This is a genomic window from Niallia sp. 03133 (assembly GCF_052663225.1).
In genome coordinates this window covers 67,951-85,161 of the sequence record NZ_JBQTCY010000001.1, presented here as the reverse complement: position 1 = coordinate 85,161, position 17,211 = coordinate 67,951, and the positions used below count along the sequence as shown (strand labels likewise).

The window sequence follows — 17,211 nt, the reverse complement described above, 5'->3', positions numbered from 1 at the left end:
CTACAATATGGAAGGCTTAGTTTAAAAAATGGGGGTTACAAATATGGTTTTCAAAAGACAGGATAAATTTGCTATTCTTTTAAATAATATTGCATCCAATTTAAAAGAAGGTGCTGATTATTTTGCAGATTTCAAAATTAAAAACGTCAGTGATTTAAAAACTTTTTCTGAAACAATAAAAGAAATTGAAACAAAAGGCGATACATATGTTCATGATGTTATTACTGAATTGAATAAAGCATTTATCACACCAATTGAACGTGAAGATATTCTTGCCTTAACGATGAGTATGGATGATGTATTAGATGGATTGGAACATTGCTCTGCCTTGCTTGAAATGTACAATATCATCAGCGCAGATGAATACATGCTTCGTTTTGTGGAAGCCATTAAGAGCTGTGCACTTGAAATTCAAAAATCAGTGGAGCTTTTATCTACAAAAAAATTACCGAAAATCAGAGAATATGCTATTAGAATTAAAGATACTGAATCTAAATGCGATGGTATTCTTCGTCAATCCATTAAACATTTATTCTCAGTTGAAAAAGATCCTATTCGTATTATTCAATATAAAGAAGTTTATGAAAACTTGGAAGACATTGCTGATTACTGTCAAAGTGTTGCAAACACGCTTGAAAGTATCATTATGAAGAACGCTTAAGGAGTTTTAACTCATGAATACTATTCTAATAATTACGATCTTGATTGTGTTTTTTGCCTTAGCATTTGATTTTATCAATGGATTTCATGATACGGCCAATGCGATTGCAACTGCGGTTTCAACCAAGGCTTTAAAACCTAGACATGCCATTATTATGGCAGCTGTTATGAACTTTATAGGTGCCATGACATTTACTGGGGTTGCAAAAACGATTACAAAAGATATTGTAGATCCTTTTACTTTAAATAATGGTTCACTTGTTATTTTAGCAGCACTTATTGCAGCAATTTTTTGGAATCTTTTAACATGGTATTATGGAATACCAAGCAGTTCTTCTCATGCTATAATTGGATCCATTGCCGGAGCTGCCATTGCTTCTTCAGGATTTGGTTCCTTAAATTACAATGGATTTATAAAAATTCTTCAAGCACTTATTTTGTCACCGATTATTGCATTTGTTATTGGTTTTTTAGTCTACACAATCTTTAAGTTTGTTTTTAGGGATTTAAATTTAACAAAAACGAATCGCAGATTCCGTATTTTTCAAATTTTCACTGCTGCTTTGCAAGCATACACCCACGGTACAAACGATGCTCAAAAAGCAATGGGGATTATTACAATGGCATTAATTGCTAATAACTATGTTTCTACAACAGATATTCCTTTTTGGGTACAAATTGCCTGTGCAGCAGCAATGGGACTTGGAACTTCTGTTGGCGGCTGGAAAATTATCAAAACAGTTGGCGGCAATATTATGAAGATTCGTCCTGTTAATGGAGTAGCAGCAGATATTACTGGAGCAATGATTATTTTCGGTGCAACATTTATTCATCTTCCAGTTAGTACAACACATGTTATTTCTTCTTCTATTTTAGGGGTAGGGGCTTCCCATCGATTAAAAGGCGTGAAGTGGGGAACAGCTCAAAGAATGTTAATTACTTGGGTTATCACATTGCCGATTTCAGCAACTTGTGCAGCAATTGTTTATTATATATTAAATCTTATTTTCTAACACCGTGCATGTGGGTGCAAAGATATTCTATTAAAGAGTCCGATCATTTTTCTAAATGGTCGGACTCTTTTTTAATTAGGAAAAAGAAAGTATTATTTTCCAGGTATTAATAACTTCTCTGTTAATTCCCTAATGATTAATGGCAGCGTGTGGAATGTATATGGTTTATACACTCTTTCTGTCCATTTATGACCACCTTTCCCATATACACCCATGTTTAATGCCGGAATATTCAACTCTTTCATTTTCTCTAAAGCTAATGGAAATAAAAGATCCATTCCTGGAAAATTAGCCTTCACTGTTTCTATTTCGGATGTATCTCCGTGAAAAGCCAAAAAACTTCCATCGCATAAATAAGGAAAATAGTTTCGAAAAGAAAATGTTTCTTTATACTTTTTGCTGCTGTTTTTCAATACCTTTTCAACAATCTGTTTTATTTTTACAGATTGTTTATCTTTTTGCAGTGTATTAGATGGCAAATAGGGTGGTGCAAAAAAAACAATCACCCGCGGCTTTTTCTCTGGATCCATTTGCTGCAATGCCTCTACCATTTCAAACGCTATTAACCTGTCATCGGCTGCAGCTGCTTTTGCTTTATCTAATATCTCGTTCATTTTCTTATCGGGATCTACCTTCTTATCTTTTAGCTGTAGGATATATTCTTTTAATGTAAGAACCTCTGTTTTCCAGTCTAAAGCACGTTCTGGAAGCTTATTTGCTTTACAATATGCCTGATAATGAGCAGAGAGCTCTTTTTCTATTTTTTCGGATGCTTGTTCAGCTATCATTTTTAATTTCTCCAGTACATCACTCGGACTAGCTTTATAAATAAAATAGTTAAAATACATTCTTAAACTAACAGGGGTTTGAACGTCATAACTGGTTTTATTTTCTTTAAAATACAAACAGCTTGGCGGTAAAACGAGTTCATCTTCCAATGTTTCGGCAAGGGAGAAATTTTGATTAACAGCACGATTTATTTCTGATCCGATTAATGTCGGATCCAATCCTACAAGACTTTCTCCTACATGTGCTTCTTTTCCAAAAACAGAAAAACATGGCAAAAGCTTTCCAGCTCCTCCGCAATAAATATACTTATGAGGGTCCCCCTCGTATAATGGAGAAATAAAATCATTATTAATTGCAGCAATGTACTGCAATCCTTTTTCCTCTTTTAAGCGCATGAGTTCATTTAAAGCCCCTCTTATTCCTATATGTTGGTTTTCCTCGTCTGCATTAAAAAGAACTAAAATATTTCCTTCCAATTGTTCAAGATTTCTAGAATAATAGAAAAGATTAGCCAAATGAATACCGATGCCGCTTTGCATATCCAGTGTACCTCGCCCAAACATCCATTCGCCTGATAAAGCATCTTTTTGCACTTCACGATCTGCTTCATATGTAGAAAAAAAAGCCTCCAGCTTATCTGGATCATGAGCAATTTCTGTAATGCTCCCATAATCATCAATTCCAACAGTATCGATATGTGCATGAAAAATAACCGTTTTTTTTGTTTTTTTTGTGCCTTCTACAAAAGCAAATACATTTATTCTATTATCCTCCAATGTTTGTTTCCACACATTACCTTCGTGGTCTTTAAAGTAGGGAAAAGTTTGAATTGCTTTATAAAGAAACTCCCCTTTTTCTTTTTCCCCTTCTGTACCATTATAGCTTTTCATTTGTACAAGTGTTTTTGTTATATATTCAATTTGATTATGCATTGATAAATTCTTTAGTTGATCATACATCGTCTTCATCCCCTACTCTTCTCAAGCTACTATATTAAGTTTAGCGGTTAGAGAGCTTGTCTTACAATACTTTTTCTGTTTATTCAAATAATAATCAAGAAGATGCAATAGTCGGTTAAGGAGTTTAGTAGACACACGTTTCCTCTTCTTGCTAGCCCCCACATTTTTTCTAGCTGTCTTGATTCTAATTTTATATTGCTGACATAAATATGTACTAGTATGGACAAGTTAGGGTGATGAGGGAATGGCAGAAAAGTTAGCAGTTGTTTTTATCGGAAGCATGCTTGTCGGCATTGGAGTCAACGGTTTTTTAGTTCCTCATCACCTTTTAGATGGAGGGATTATCGGCATTGGTTTAATTCTTCATTATCACTATCATATCCCTACAGGCATGACAATGATTTTAATAAGTACTCCTCTTTATCTATTTGTATGGTTTTATAATAAACAGTATTTTTTCTATGGAATTTTCGGTTTTATTACCTCATCCTTTATGATTGATAGTCTTTCCTTCTTAAGAAATTCTTTTTCATTGTCCCTGATCCCCAGTTCAATTATTGGCGGCATAATTATTGGCGTTGGCATTGGCACCATGCTTCGTTTTGAAACAAGCACGGGAGGAACAGATTTATTGGCACAAATTATTTCGAATTTTTCTTCCATTCATGTTGGCTTAATCATCTTTTTTATCGATGGATTCATTTTAGTTAGTGGAATAAATATTGTAGGATTTGAAAGACTCCTGTTTTCTTTTCTTACCATTGTGTTTGTGGCTATCTTTACGACATTAATAACTGGAAAAAGAAATGAAGATCAAAAAAGAAGCTAATTTTTTAGCTTCTTCTTTGTTTGGAAGTTTACATTATTTTTCTGAATTCGGATCTTTTTTTCGGGCATCTGGAATAAGAACCTGTCCAATTTTCCCCATTTTTAATAAAGTCTGCATAATGGTTCTCGATAATTCACTCGGTCGATATGGTTTCACTAAATAATCCATCGCCCCTAACGAATATCCTTTTTCTTTTTCGTCTAATGCAGTGGAGATAACGATTGGTATATCTTTAATTTCCTGTCTCTTTTTTAATTGCTTCATGATTTCCCATCCGTTCACATCATCCTCTTCCAGCATAATATCAAGAACGATGGCATCAGGAATCTGCTGCCCTATTTTCTCTAATGCTTCTTTCCCACTCTTAAAGTATTGCACTTGAAAACCAAAATCCTTTAACTCATGAATCATCAATTCGGCTAAACTATAATCATCCTCAACGACCATTATTTTATACGAAATAAATTTATCCATGTGGCCATCCTGAGTAGAATCATCTAACTGAACAGAAACATATGGAAAAGATAAAGTAAAAGTGCTCCCTTTTCCGAGCTTTGATTTTACAGACGCTTCTCCTCCATGAGCCTTCATAATTTCTTGAACAATGGCTAATCCTAGTCCTGTTCCACCTATCTTTCTTCTATCTGTATTATCCACACGATAAAATTTGGAAAAAAGCTTATTTATTTCTTCCTCAGGGATCCCTAGTCCACAATCTTTAACGGAAACATTTAATTTGTCTTGCTCCTTATATATCGTTATTTCAATCGGACCGCCTTTTGGTGAATATTTAATAGCATTGCTAATAATATTTGTAAATGCTTGTTCTACTTTTAGCTTATCTCCTACAATACAGGTATTGTCTATAGATAACACGATATTTATTTCATGGTTAGGTGCATTGATTTGCTGGTTTTCTACTATTTTTTCGATAATCGGCAAAATTTCTATATATTTCTTTTCATAGGTCTGTTTTCCAGATTCCATTCTTTGTACATCTAAAAAGTCATTTATTAAATCCGTTAACCTTTTTGCTTCTCCGTAAATGGTAGATAAATATTTTTTTTGTCTCTCTTCCTTTAATTCACGATTGATCATCAACTCAGTAAATCCTAGTATACTCGCTAAAGGTGTGCGAAGTTCGTGACTTACCGTACTGACAAATTCCGATTTCATTTTATCTACTTCAAATTCTTTTGTTACATCTCTATATACAAAAACGGTCCCAAATTTTTCTTCGTTCCTGTATAAGCCTTCAGCATAAACATTGATTACTTTATTTTCTTTTTTAATCGGATAAGTATTGAAGGAGCTATTGGAACGCTTCCCAAGTGAGTTTTCTATAAAAGTAATCAAAGCTTCATCCCCTTCTAGGAATAATGCTAATTGATTCGTCCATTCATGCCAGCTCTTTCCTGCCAGCGATTCTAAATTTTTATGATAACCCATCATATCGCAAAATTTGCTATTGACTTGTAAAATTTCTCCATTAATACCTACTAGCTGTATCCCTTCTTGCACATTATTTAGTATCTCTTGATTTAATAATTTGTCTTTTTCTGTTTGTTCAAATAAGTGAATCTTATCTAAAGAAATCCCTATTTGTTTTGCCAACGTAATAAATTCGTCTATTTTAAATTCAGTAAATCGGTCGCTAAAGCGGCTAAGCATCATAATTGCAATAATCTCTTTTTTTGCAGAAAACACAGGAATATATAAATCATACACATAGCCATCTTCTTCATGATATCCTTTTTCCTGAATCTCTAGATGACGTTTAATGATAATTGGTATTCGCTGTTCCTCTAATCGATTATACATATCTGAATAGAGATAATCCTTGAACTGCTGAGCACCTTTCATGGATATGCCAAATCCGGCGTATGCCTCTTCCTTCATCATGACAATAATGCCTCTATCTGCGTGCATTAGATTACACATATTCTTAATAATGCTGTCCAACACTTTTTCCTTATTAAAAGAACTAGATAAATCATTTATTAATCGATTTCTGCGATAAAGTGTTTCCTCATTGTATCTTATCGTTTTAAGTACATCTTCTAGCTGGGTCTGCTGTGCATATAATTCATCCTGCTGCGCAATCAGCTCTTCATTTTGAGTTAACAAGTCGTTCTCTTTTTCCTGAATGCTTTGGTACATGCGGGAAAAAGCAATCGATAGTGTTGCCAATTCATCCTTCCGTGTTTTCTCTATTTTTACTTCTGCCTCATTGCCTTTTGCTATCTCATTTGCAGCATAGGCAAAATCAGACAATGGCTTTCCTATTCTTTTCACCATAATTCTTCCTATTACCGTAACAAGGATTAATAAAATGATTGTATAAAAAAGGAAGCCTATCTGTATTTTCGTTATAGAATTAGAAAGGTTGGTCACTTTTTGTTCCAGTACCTTATTCAGCTCATCCAAATAGGTTGTTATCTGTGCTTTAAAAGCTTCTACTTTTGCAGTTCCGCCAGTATTGGCTATTTCCATTACTTTTTTATAATTCCCTGCTTCATGAAAAGCAATAGCTTTTGGCATGGTTTCCTCAAAATAAAACGTATAAAAATCATTCATTTCATTTAATAAAAAACGATCATCGTCTGTTCTTGTTATTTTATCAAACTGTTGAATAAGCTTTTTTGTTTTTTCTTGGTCATTTTGAGCAAGCTCTTTTAACGATTCATTATTAAATGCGTAATACCCCCTTGCATTTGAAACGGAGTTGTTAAAATGCATTTCAATATTTTGAACCACTGTTCTTTTTGCAACTAATTTTTCGCGGTTGCTAATATAATTGTCATTTAAAGATTTTTGAAACCCAACAAGGACCGCTGCACCTACTACAAACAATAGAATGAAAAAGCATATTAAGGCTACAAATTGCCTTGATATGCTTTCTTTAATATAGGAATTAATCTTCATTTACAATTTCCTCAACTTTTTTTAGCAATTCAAACGGACTGAATGGTTTTGGCATAAAATAATCTGCACCAGCTTTAAAAATATGTTCTTGTTCAAATGCTTGGCTTTTTGCGGTTAGCATCAAAATTTTCAGATTATGCCGATCCCCTTTGCGAACCTGTTCAATTACTTCCAATCCTGTTAAGACCGGCATCATGTAATCTAATATGAGGAGATCATACTCATGTTGGCCAATCAGCCTTAGCGCTTCTTCTCCATCCTGTGCTTCATCGACAATAAAATCTTCCTCTTCAAGGGTATCAATAATTAACATTCTTAAAATATCTTCATCGTCTGCTAATAATATTCTTTTCATATTTTCTCCCAAGATTTATTTATAGTTGAGACATTTATCGTTTTACTTGTACATCCTTTATATCGGTTGCACGGATATAATTTTCAGCTAATAAACACAAAGATTAGAGTAAATATGGCTTAATTACCTCTATCAGATTGGAATAACTTTATCGAACCATTCTTTTAATTAATCTCATTATCCTTGCTTCAAGCTCTGATATATTAAATGGCTTTGTTAAGTAATCGTCTGCACCATATTTTAAAGCTTGTGCAATATCTGATTTACTTTTTCTCCCTGTCAGCATTAACACATGGACTTCTTGAATATTCGTTATTTTCTTCACCTGCTGCAAAATTTCCAATCCATCCATAACCGGCATAATTCCATCTAATATTAAAAAATGCAAGCCTGGATGCGCCAACCGATCGGATGATAAAAATTGCACGCCATCTTCATACGCTTGAACATTAACTGCTAAATTATCAAATGACATGCCATTAATGGTTGTTATTAAAATTGACCGGATTAAGGCATCATCATCCACAATGGAAATATTGAGAACTTTTTTTGCTCGACCGATCTGCATTTTATTTGCACTTTCAATTCGAGCTCTTCCGCTATTTTTTGCTAAGTATAACGCTTCATCAGCCGTTTTTATTGCTGTTTGCAAATTAATGTCAGGGTGTTCAATGCAATAAATTCCTGCAGAAAATGTTAATGAAAAAGACTTTTCCCCCTCTTTAAAGGAAATGTTCGAAAATCCTTCCAGCATTCTGACTAACACTTCTTTTACTTCTGCTTCCACTGCCCGCTGAAATAGAATAACAAACTCTTCTCCTCCATATCGAAATAGAATGTCTGTACTCCTAATGCTTTTTTTCATAAATTGAGCAAATTCCGCTAATACTTTATCACCGACAATATGGCCGTAAGTATCATTAATCTTTTTAAAATAATCTAAATCGATAATAGCAAGTGTACCTACAGTATTGGTTCTTGCTATATCACTGACAAACCGGTTGTAGGAATCCTGCAAAAACTTACGGTTATATGCTTGAGTAAGTTCATCAATAATGACTGATTGATCAAATATTCTTTTCCTTTCCAAATGACGTTCAACACGTATTAAAAATTCCTCAATATCGATCGGTTTGCTGATAAAGTCATCTGCCCCCATTTTATATGCACTTAAACGTGTAGAACGATCTGTTTTGATGCTGCACATTATTTTTGGAATAAAAAAACGATTGGAATGCTGCTGTATATCATAAAGAACTTCAAATCCAGATTTTTTTGGCAAATTTATATCAATAATAATACAATCCGGATGCATATTATAATATTGATCAATCGCTTTATCAGCTTCTGTACTAGCAATGACCATCCAACCTTTGCTTTCGAGCTGATCTTTTAAATAAATTAAAATAGATATATCATCATCTATAAGTTGAATAAGCGGGACATTTATGACTCGTTCTCTTGCAGATTGTGATACCCCTAATGATAAATGTTCAAACTCAAAGCTAAGCTCCATCAATTCAAAAAGAAAATCTCTTAACTCCTCAATAGTCCATGCTTTTGTTCTCTTTTCAGCTTTATGAAGCAATTTGGAAGACAATACGTATATTAAATCTAATTCAAGTGTTCCAGATGTACCTTTTATCGAATGAAGAAATTGGTAGACTTCTTTGTTTTCAATTATTGGTTTATCTTCATTTTCAAGCCAATTCATCATTTGCTCTTTCATTTTTTTTATCAGTAAGCTTCTATATTTTCCTAACGACATTAAATCGCACCTCTTTATGTAAATACTCCAACAGATAAATTGCTTTACTTTAACATTTATTTACGCCCATGGCAAAAGTGAAATAGAAAAAATTATTCCTTATGGCTTTGTTTCCGATTCAAACAATTATATAGACTATATTTTTACTTTGTTAATAGTCATGCAGTAAAAAGCCCCATTAAACAATTCACTATTTATGTTTTATTCTAAGATGGCATGTATTATAAAGTGAAACTTCTAGCCGGAACGCTTTCCCACGATTGTTGGCTCTCAAAAAAAACGTGGCGCTCTAGCTTTTAAAAACTTTTTCTCATGCAAAAAAACCAGCCCATAAACTTTTGGCCGGTTGCACTCATCGTTAATAATGAACTTTAAATGCAAACTAATTAATGAACATCATTTTGCTTTATCCAAATTATCAGAAAGATAAAGTGAACCTTTCCATCAGCGGGGGTCTTACTGCCCGTTAAGAGTGGGATAAATGATACTTCATCCTTGCTGATTATATCTCCATTTTACCATACTTTTTTCTTTTAAAAAAAGCAACACTTTTCACTAATATTCGCCATTTATTAAATGTAAATATTAACAGTAAATTCCCACTTAAAACATGGAATCACACATTTTTCTAGCATAGCCAATGAAACAAAGATGGAAAATAGATTTCCATCTTTTGAACAATTTTACTTTATTATCTTTTTTCCAGAAATAGATTCTTCTTGTCACAACTTTCATTGCTTCAGAATTGTCCCTCTAAATTGTTTTCGTTCTAATGTTCAAATTGCTTCAATCGTTGCTCCGCCCGGTGTGCAAACTTCATCTTTCATCTGGAAAAGCAAGTTCTTATACATCTATTAAGAAGTTTTTTTTGATTGGACATATTTCACACTAATATGGGAAAGCAAAAATCCAACTAAAGCAGATAAAAGCACATACAAGCTTGAAAATATTTGCAGCGCCTCTGCAGCAAGACCTGCAATAATGACTGAAAATTCTCCTCTTTGCGTTAAGATCATGCCCGCCTTAAAAGAAGTCCGGCCATCCACTCCATACCATTTGCCGCCCATATATCCTACAACTACTTTATATAGAACAGACCATGCCAAAACAACCAAAAGCAAGCCTAAATGAGGGATTTGTTTAGTAAATTCAATCGACAAACCAAAATAGAGAAAATAAAATGGCAGGAATAAGTTTCTAACAGGCGTTAACTTTTTACTTATATTTTCCTTCCATCCTGTATCTGCAAGCATCATACCGCCAAGAAAAGCACCCATTACTTCAGATAATCCCAAAAAAATAGCTAAACCTCCATATGCGAGAGCCATCCCTACAATTAAAAAGATAAAAACATCTTCCTTAATGATATGCTTTAATTTATCTTGATAATGGTGAACCACTTTTGTAAGAATAAATGCTATTACAATTAAACCAACCAGCTTAATAAACAATAATACAAATTTACCTACCGTTAAGCCCTCGCCAGTCAGTCCCATTAAAACGGTAATAATGATCGGTGTTACTAAATCTTCAAAAATTAATAATGCTAAAATAAATTTTGATTCTTTGTTTTCTAATAATTTATGGTGTTCTAGAAATTTTACCGATATAGAAGAGCTGGTGGCAAAAACCAATCCACCAACAAATAAAGAGGCAATAAAGGATAATCCAAACAAATAGCAAATCACAGGTGTCACCACTATTGCTAAACCGATATCTAAAATTCCCGCTTTCCAGACTCTATTTCCATTCTTTTTCAATTGTTTAATAGAATATTTCATGCCCAGTATAAAAAAAAGTAATACGAGTCCCATCTCACCTATTTGTTTGATGACTTCTTTCTCAATGTTCCATCCAGTCAGATTAACTGCTACACCTAGTAAAATATAAACAATAATGTCAGGTATATTTAATGTTTTTACTGAAGTGACACCAATTAAAAATAAAATAAGCAGGATAATTCCTACTAATAACATACTATTCATCCTAAAACCTCTTTTCTGCATCTTTCCCTTCTTTTTCCCAAAATCAATGAAAAAAACACCATTATGTTAAAAATAATGAATTAACTTTATATTTCGTTGGCTTAGTATAATAGTTTTTGGATAATTAATTTTTGGAACATGTGTATTAAGGAAGAAAATTTATGCGAATTTTTTTGAAAGAGGAATACGTATTTAGTTAACGTTTTGGATTTATGGAGTTTTATCCAAGAAGAAGGAAAAATAAAGTAAACTTCCATCAGTGGGGGTTTTTCTTCATCCCCACTGACGGTTAGTTGCACTTATCAGACCTTTACGGGCAGTTATCCCCCACCTTGCTTCCTCGACTTCTCGGCATCCCCGAGGTGGGGGTCTTACTGCCCGTTAAGAGTGGGATAAATAAAAGCTTGTTTCAGTTCGCACAAGCTTTTATTTATAAATTATAGATTTTTTGCTTCAGCAAGAGAATCTACAAAAACACCAGTATAATTAATATTTTGTGCCAGTTTTTGCATTTGTGTTCTTGCAATAACAGAAGATGGATTAATCATCAAAATCTTTTTAAATCTATTGGACATATAAAGTTTAAAACAACCTTCTAATACTGGAAGCATATCTGCTTTAGATACTGAAAGATTAGTAGAATCAACAATCAGTGTATAGGCAGAAGGAACAATTTGCTTTACATTCTGATGATATTCAGCTAAAAATGCTTCTCCTTCTGATTCTTTAATAAATCCACTTACGGTAATATACAATTCTTTTTTCACTTGATTTTTTTCAAATGTAAACATCGTTCTCTCTCCTTTAAAATTGATATAATAGCGCCGCCATGCTATATCCGATTGCAACTGAACATAACACTACTTTATCTCCCGGTTTAATATTTCCTTTTAATAATGCATCTTCTAAAGCAAATAACGGGCTTGTCACTCCCGTATAGCCATAATCTTCTCCTACAAATGTATATTTGTCTAAACCGACCTCAAGCTTCGTTAATGTCTCTTCTATTTCCGGCCGGGAGAATTGAGAAAAAATCCAATGATTAATGGAATTTGCTTCTAAACCTTGTTTTTCTAGCATTTCAATAATCAACCTTTTCCAATCATCTGAAAAATAACTGACATCATGAGGAATAAACGTTAGTTTTTTCTCTTCTAATGCAATACCTGTTTTCTCATATAAAGAAGAAAACCCTCCAGTTGGATACATTACTGTTTCGAACAGCTTAGAATTTGTATAATAATTAGATGAAAGCAAGCCCACGTTTTCCTCTGTTTTTTCTAAAATAAGGGCAGCTGCACCATCTGCAAAATTTGGAAGAGTAATTGTATCATCTTTTCGGGCAATATTGCTTATATGTACACTGCTTATTATTAATGCTTTTTTAACAGAAGGGTGTGCTTTTACATAGGTGCTTACCTGATCAATAGCTGAAAGTAATCCAATACAATTTGCATTCATGTCATATACGATATGGGCATTATTTGTTTTTAGCTTCTGATGAAGAAAGAGTGCATTACTTGGATATGTATACTCCGGTGTGTCGGAAACAAATACAAGCATATCAATCGTTTCAGGTGCTGTATTCGTTTGTTTAAGCACTTTTTCGGCTGCATTTATCGCTAGTGTAATCGTATTTTCTTTCTCTGGGTTTACTAAATATCTAGTTTTTCTGCCTAAATGATTCATTAAACCATCAGCTTGCAATCCAAGCTCCTTAAAATGCTGAACAAAAAAATCATTATCATATGCTTGCTCTGGATGAAAAGTACTAATTCCGCTAAACTTTGCATTTCCCAACATATTGGTTTCACATCCTTTCTTTAAAAAAACAAAAAAATCCACCCAAATAAAGGTAGATTATTACTCCTATAATCTCCTTTTTCGGTAACCTGGCAGTCATGGCAGTTTTATCTATACTGCTTTAGACCCATAGCTTTGCGTCCCTATTTTTCAATAGGTTTGCCATTATCGAAAGAAATTCTGTTTTAATACATTTTTATTTTAGTCTATTTGAACCAACATTTCCATAACTTTGTAAAAAAATACTACTATTGATTTACTTCTGCAGTTTATTTATCCCACACTTAACGGGCAGTAAAACCCCCACCTCGGGGATGCTTGGGAAACCGAGGAAGCTAGGTGGGGGATAACTTGCCCATAAAGATCCGATAAGTTCAACCTTCCATCAGTGGGGGACGAACAACCCCCCCACTGATGGAAGGTTCACTTTATACCTATTATTTAACCAAAGCATCAATCTTAACAAGAAGGATAATTAGGAGTATAATATATAATAATTCTTATAAGAAAGGTTGGTTTAAATGACAGCCGTATTAAAAACAATTCCTCTCCCGCTCGTTCGGACAAATCAATGGTTTATTTTTTCCGCAACAATTATTAGTCTCTTATCGAAGCAATATTGGATATTAGCTATTCCTTTAATTGCTGGTTTATTCGGTCTCCTTTTTCATTGGAATCCAATTATGAATATTGCCAAGCTTTTTCTAAAGAAAAATCTACAAACATATATACAGGAAGATTTCGATCAACAGCAGTTTAATCAAGTAATTGCAGTTATTTGTTTAGGAGGAGGACTTATTTCCTTTTTAATAGGCTGGACTGTTTTAGGTTATATTTTCACCTTGATGGTAAGCCTCGCTTCCATTGTTGCTATTTTAGGCTTCTGTATTGGATGCTTTATTCGTTTTCAATGGAAACAATATCAGTATCGTAACCGTATCTCTAAATAATGATAAAAACTCCCATCAGCATGTGTTTTTACTGATGGGAGTTTATTTTTACAGTGAAATTCACCTATCTAAATCTATTTTCCTAATTCCTTTATTTGATTATATATACTTTGAATCTCTTGAATAGACTGTATTAACTCATTGTTTTCCAGTACTTCTGCATTTAATTTTCCATTCTCTATATTATCTAGATAGAGTGTTATTCCCTTTTCCAGATTCTTGTTTTGTTCTATAATTTGCTCATGTAAATCCTGCATCATGTTCGGTGCTTCTAACTCATTAAATTGTTGAATACTTTCTTGAAAAGTCTTTAGTTCTGCCTCCAATTCTTGTGCTGCTTTTTCATCCGATACCGCTTTTTGCGTTAGTGTCGGTAGCTCATTTGCAAATTGGTTTGCATCCTCTATATATTCGGTTGCTTTATTTACATAAGTTAATGTATTTTTTGTATTTTCAAGGGGAGAACATGCAGCTAATAATAAAATAAACATCGGTATAGCTAACAGCCATTTTTTCATAAATAGTACCTCCTTTATTTTTTGCCTTTTCTTTTTGCCAGCTCTTTTTTAATAATTGGCAGTCCTTTCTCTTTTAAAAGCTTTACTCCTTGTTTTTTAATTAGTTGTTTTATCGTCTTTTTTAACGACATATTCATCTTCCTTTCGTTAATATATTTTGGACTTTTTTATTTTAATCTCTGTTAAATTTTCATTGTTGATTATTGAATAGCCAGGAATCTACTCGCTTTCCGCGGACGAACCGGCAAGCCTCCTCGCTCGTACCCGTGAGCCTACTGAAAAAGTTCCAATCTTGCGGGGCTTGCCAAACCGTTTTTCCGCAGGAGTCTCGCAAATTCCCTTCCCAAAACAACATGATCATTTACCAGAGCCATATTTTAAAGCCAAAAAGACCTCGCCAAATAAATGGCAAAGGTCTCACAAACAACACAAGTTGCCAATAAAGCCGAGGTAAACAAAACCTGTATTGACGACTTTACTGTACTGTTACTCCCCTTTTATCAAAGGTGATGTTATTTAATTGTCGATTAGTTCGATGTTTATGTTCATTAGATGTTTATGTTCATTAGCTGTTTATGTTCATTAGCTGTTTATGTTCATTAGCTGTTTATACTATTATAGTTTATTAAGCGCTTTCAGTCAAATAATTGCCCTTTCCTTCTCGAAAAACCCTTTATTCTTCCTTCAACGGAGATAAAACTACTTTTATTTTAGAGTATAGACAAAATGTTAATTGCACAAACTTACGGCTTATCGAAAACGTTTGAATTTCGAGGTTTGAAGCCTTGAGAGGAGCGGCGGCGGCAGGAAGTTGGTCAGAACGATGTTGTCAAAGGCTTGAAGGATGCAAGTCAATCGACGAAGACATAAGGCCGTGGCGAAGTTAGTTGATTTTCCTTTCATAACTACTTAGTCGTTCATCCTCTGTTACCCAGTAATGAGCACCCGAGTGAGGCGAACACCGAAGAAATCGAACGTTTGTCGACAGCCTGTACTTTTATTCACTTAATGCATAACTTAAGCATTCTTTTGCATCCATATATAAATCAGCCTCCCCTTTATCAAGTGCATAACGCAGAAGAAGAACTGTTGTATAAACCGCCTTAAACCTGGCCAAATTGAGTATCTTTCCATCCACTTCTCCATATAGTCGAAAAAATTCTGTTCTTGCAGGAGCTGGAAGCATACTATATACAATGGATAAATCTACTGCTGGGTGACCAATATGTGCATCACCCCAATCAATAACTCCAGTCAACTTCCCCTTTTCATCTACTAGTATATTACGGATATGCAGATCTCCATGTGTCAATACCTCTATTTTCTCCTGGGGTATTGGTTTTAATGAAGATGTATAACTTTCTACACGCTTATACAACTCCGCCTTTTCATAGGATTTCAGCAATGCTAGATGTTCTACTAGTTTTATTTTTCTTTGTTTAATATCCAAACGGAAAAGTTCATCATAAGGAACCTGAATTTGTTTTACTATATTTAATGGTGTTTCATGCAATTTCTTTAAAAAAAGCGCCAACGGTTTTACCATAGCCATTCGTTGAGCAGCAGTTATCCGCTTGGGAACATCTCCATTTACAAGCTTATATCCAATGAAGCTCCATGGATACTCCTTGCTTTCACTTCCAAAATAGATAGGCTCAGGAATTTTCAAAGACAATGCATCTGCCAATAAAGGCAATAGTTTTGCTTCTGTTTGCAATAGCTTCTGAGCAATTCCCCTCCTAGGGAACCGAAAAACAAATTTTTTATTTACAAGAAAAATGGTATTATCAAATCCTTCACCGAACTCCTCTATGGATTCCAAAGATACATGCGGGAATTGATTATTAATTAATTTGACTGCAAGTTCTATTGTAACGACCCATTCAGGCATCCAGCTATTAATTTTTCATCCCTCCATTTCTATTATTTCCAAATGATCATCTCGATTTAAGAAACAGCTATCAGCTTACTGCTGCCTACTTTTTCATTATTGCTTCTGTTGGCTCTTCTGTTTTTGTTTTTATTATAAACATGGATGCCAGCTGGCCGATTGCAATACATCCTAAAAAAATCCGTGCATAAAAATGATCTACAAAATAAGCGCTTATCGCCAAACAGGAATAGCCAGTAACAAGGATTTTTATTTTCTGTTTTTTAGTTAAACCGCCTCTTTTAAAGTCCTTTACATATTCTTTATAAAATGCAGTGGATCGAAACCAATTATTGACTCTATCCGATCCTCTTGTATAAAAATAAGAAGTCAACAATAGAAACGGAGTTGTAGGCAATAAAGGCAGAAATATTCCGGCAATGCCGATTCCTAAAAAGACTGTTCCCAGCGTAATATGAATCCATCTATAAAAAGGCTTCAAAGAAAATCTCCTCTCATCCGTGTGTTTATACATATCTTATTACAAAAAAGGCACCTTACAAGTATGTAAATATAGACATTCCTTCACAATTATAATAAAACCTAGGAATATGGAGTGAGCTTTGTTCAAATAACATCGCTCAATATAGAAATTTATATGGCCAGACTGGTACCTAACTAAAATCTATTACTAGCTATTTTATCTTTTATGTTTCAAAGAGTTAAGTTGATAAGAAGAACATCTTCTGCATTATCCTACGTACTAATCTATCAAAATATACTTAAA

At 33.9% G+C, this 17,211-nt stretch carries 14 protein-coding genes and 1 riboswitch; of the genes, 4 read left to right on the top strand and 10 right to left on the bottom strand.

What is annotated here, in order from left to right; translation table 11 throughout:
• The first annotated feature begins 43 nt into the window (after positions 1–43).
• Positions 44–661 (top strand): DUF47 domain-containing protein, encoded by a 618-nt coding sequence (locus ACTYBU_RS00520; RefSeq protein WP_445486507.1) that lies wholly within the window; start codon positions 44–46, stop codon positions 659–661.
• Positions 662–674: 13 nt separating this feature from the next.
• Positions 675–1,673, top strand: a complete 999-nt coding sequence (locus ACTYBU_RS00515) for an anion permease (RefSeq protein ID WP_445486506.1) — start codon at positions 675–677, stop codon at positions 1,671–1,673.
• Between the two features lie 92 nt (positions 1,674–1,765).
• Here ACTYBU_RS00515 and ACTYBU_RS00510 read toward each other — a convergent pair whose 3' ends face one another.
• The gene (locus tag ACTYBU_RS00510) at positions 1,766–3,421 is read right to left on the bottom strand and encodes a M20/M25/M40 family metallo-hydrolase (RefSeq protein ID WP_445486505.1); all 1,656 of its coding nucleotides are present in this window, start codon (positions 3,419–3,421) and stop codon (positions 1,766–1,768) included.
• A 244-nt stretch (positions 3,422–3,665) separates the two neighbouring features.
• Between ACTYBU_RS00510 and ACTYBU_RS00505 the strand changes: the two genes are divergently transcribed.
• On the top strand, positions 3,666–4,250 hold the full coding sequence (locus ACTYBU_RS00505) for a YitT family protein (protein WP_445486504.1): 585 nt from the start codon (positions 3,666–3,668) through the stop codon (positions 4,248–4,250).
• A 33-nt stretch (positions 4,251–4,283) separates the two neighbouring features.
• Here ACTYBU_RS00505 and ACTYBU_RS00500 read toward each other — a convergent pair whose 3' ends face one another.
• The 6 genes from ACTYBU_RS00500 to ACTYBU_RS00475 form a co-directional block, all read right to left on the bottom strand.
• Positions 4,284–7,175, bottom strand: a complete 2,892-nt coding sequence (locus ACTYBU_RS00500) for an ATP-binding protein (RefSeq protein WP_445486503.1) — start codon at positions 7,173–7,175, stop codon at positions 4,284–4,286.
• Positions 7,165–7,530, bottom strand: coding sequence for a response regulator transcription factor (locus ACTYBU_RS00495; protein WP_445486502.1), 366 nt, complete (start codon positions 7,528–7,530; stop codon positions 7,165–7,167). Before ACTYBU_RS00495 ends, ACTYBU_RS00500 begins: the two co-directional genes overlap by 11 nt.
• Before the next feature lie 148 nt (positions 7,531–7,678).
• Positions 7,679–9,298, bottom strand: coding sequence for a GGDEF domain-containing response regulator (locus tag ACTYBU_RS00490; RefSeq protein ID WP_445486501.1), 1,620 nt, complete (start codon positions 9,296–9,298; stop codon positions 7,679–7,681).
• Positions 9,299–10,152: 854 nt separating this feature from the next.
• Positions 10,153–11,283, bottom strand: a complete 1,131-nt coding sequence (locus ACTYBU_RS00485) for a cation:proton antiporter (protein ID WP_445486500.1) — start codon at positions 11,281–11,283, stop codon at positions 10,153–10,155.
• Positions 11,284–11,720: 437 nt separating this feature from the next.
• A complete protein-coding gene (locus ACTYBU_RS00480; protein WP_445486499.1) occupies positions 11,721–12,074 on the bottom strand; it encodes a hypothetical protein in 354 nt (117 codons plus the stop codon).
• Positions 12,075–12,087: 13 nt separating this feature from the next.
• Positions 12,088–13,086, bottom strand: a complete 999-nt coding sequence (locus ACTYBU_RS00475) for a 3-oxoacyl-[acyl-carrier-protein] synthase III C-terminal domain-containing protein (protein ID WP_445486498.1) — start codon at positions 13,084–13,086, stop codon at positions 12,088–12,090.
• An 80-nt stretch (positions 13,087–13,166) separates the two neighbouring features.
• A riboswitch (cyclic di-GMP riboswitch) is annotated at positions 13,167–13,260 on the bottom strand.
• Positions 13,261–13,607: 347 nt separating this feature from the next.
• On the opposite strand from ACTYBU_RS00475, the gene ACTYBU_RS00470 reads away from it, so the two are divergent.
• Complete coding sequence (locus tag ACTYBU_RS00470; RefSeq protein WP_445486497.1) at positions 13,608–14,036, top strand: DUF4395 domain-containing protein; 429 nt, start codon at positions 13,608–13,610, stop codon at positions 14,034–14,036.
• A 74-nt stretch (positions 14,037–14,110) separates the two neighbouring features.
• Here ACTYBU_RS00470 and ACTYBU_RS00465 read toward each other — a convergent pair whose 3' ends face one another.
• The 3 genes from ACTYBU_RS00465 to ACTYBU_RS00455 form a co-directional block, all read right to left on the bottom strand.
• Positions 14,111–14,554 carry a DUF6376 family protein gene (locus ACTYBU_RS00465; protein ID WP_445486496.1) on the bottom strand — a complete coding sequence of 148 codons (444 nt, stop codon included), beginning with the start codon at positions 14,552–14,554 and terminating at the stop codon, positions 14,111–14,113.
• A 997-nt stretch (positions 14,555–15,551) separates the two neighbouring features.
• On the bottom strand, positions 15,552–16,445 hold the full coding sequence (locus ACTYBU_RS00460) for a phosphotransferase (RefSeq protein ID WP_445486495.1): 894 nt from the start codon (positions 16,443–16,445) through the stop codon (positions 15,552–15,554).
• 85 nt (positions 16,446–16,530) lie between these two features.
• Positions 16,531–16,926, bottom strand: coding sequence for a YbaN family protein (locus ACTYBU_RS00455; RefSeq protein ID WP_445486494.1), 396 nt, complete (start codon positions 16,924–16,926; stop codon positions 16,531–16,533).
• Positions 16,927–17,211 lie beyond the last annotated feature (285 nt).

Coding starts and splice junctions, on each gene's coding strand:
- ACTYBU_RS00495 (WP_445486502.1), bottom strand. CDS start 7,530: ATGAAAAGAATATTATTAGCAGACGATGAAGATATTTTAAGAATGTTA.
- ACTYBU_RS00475 (WP_445486498.1), bottom strand. CDS start 13,086: ATGTTGGGAAATGCAAAGTTTAGCGGAATTAGTACTTTTCATCCAGAG.
- ACTYBU_RS00490 (WP_445486501.1), bottom strand. CDS start 9,298: ATGTCGTTAGGAAAATATAGAAGCTTACTGATAAAAAAAATGAAAGAG.
- ACTYBU_RS00485 (WP_445486500.1), bottom strand. CDS start 11,283: ATGAATAGTATGTTATTAGTAGGAATTATCCTGCTTATTTTATTTTTA.
- ACTYBU_RS00510 (WP_445486505.1), bottom strand. CDS start 3,421: ATGTATGATCAACTAAAGAATTTATCAATGCATAATCAAATTGAATAT.
- ACTYBU_RS00515 (WP_445486506.1), top strand. CDS start 675: ATGAATACTATTCTAATAATTACGATCTTGATTGTGTTTTTTGCCTTA.
- ACTYBU_RS00460 (WP_445486495.1), bottom strand. CDS start 16,445: ATGCCTGAATGGGTCGTTACAATAGAACTTGCAGTCAAATTAATTAAT.
- ACTYBU_RS00505 (WP_445486504.1), top strand. CDS start 3,666: ATGGCAGAAAAGTTAGCAGTTGTTTTTATCGGAAGCATGCTTGTCGGC.
- ACTYBU_RS00465 (WP_445486496.1), bottom strand. CDS start 14,554: ATGAAAAAATGGCTGTTAGCTATACCGATGTTTATTTTATTATTAGCT.
- ACTYBU_RS00520 (WP_445486507.1), top strand. CDS start 44: ATGGTTTTCAAAAGACAGGATAAATTTGCTATTCTTTTAAATAATATT.
- ACTYBU_RS00500 (WP_445486503.1), bottom strand. CDS start 7,175: ATGAAGATTAATTCCTATATTAAAGAAAGCATATCAAGGCAATTTGTA.
- ACTYBU_RS00470 (WP_445486497.1), top strand. CDS start 13,608: ATGACAGCCGTATTAAAAACAATTCCTCTCCCGCTCGTTCGGACAAAT.
- ACTYBU_RS00480 (WP_445486499.1), bottom strand. CDS start 12,074: ATGTTTACATTTGAAAAAAATCAAGTGAAAAAAGAATTGTATATTACC.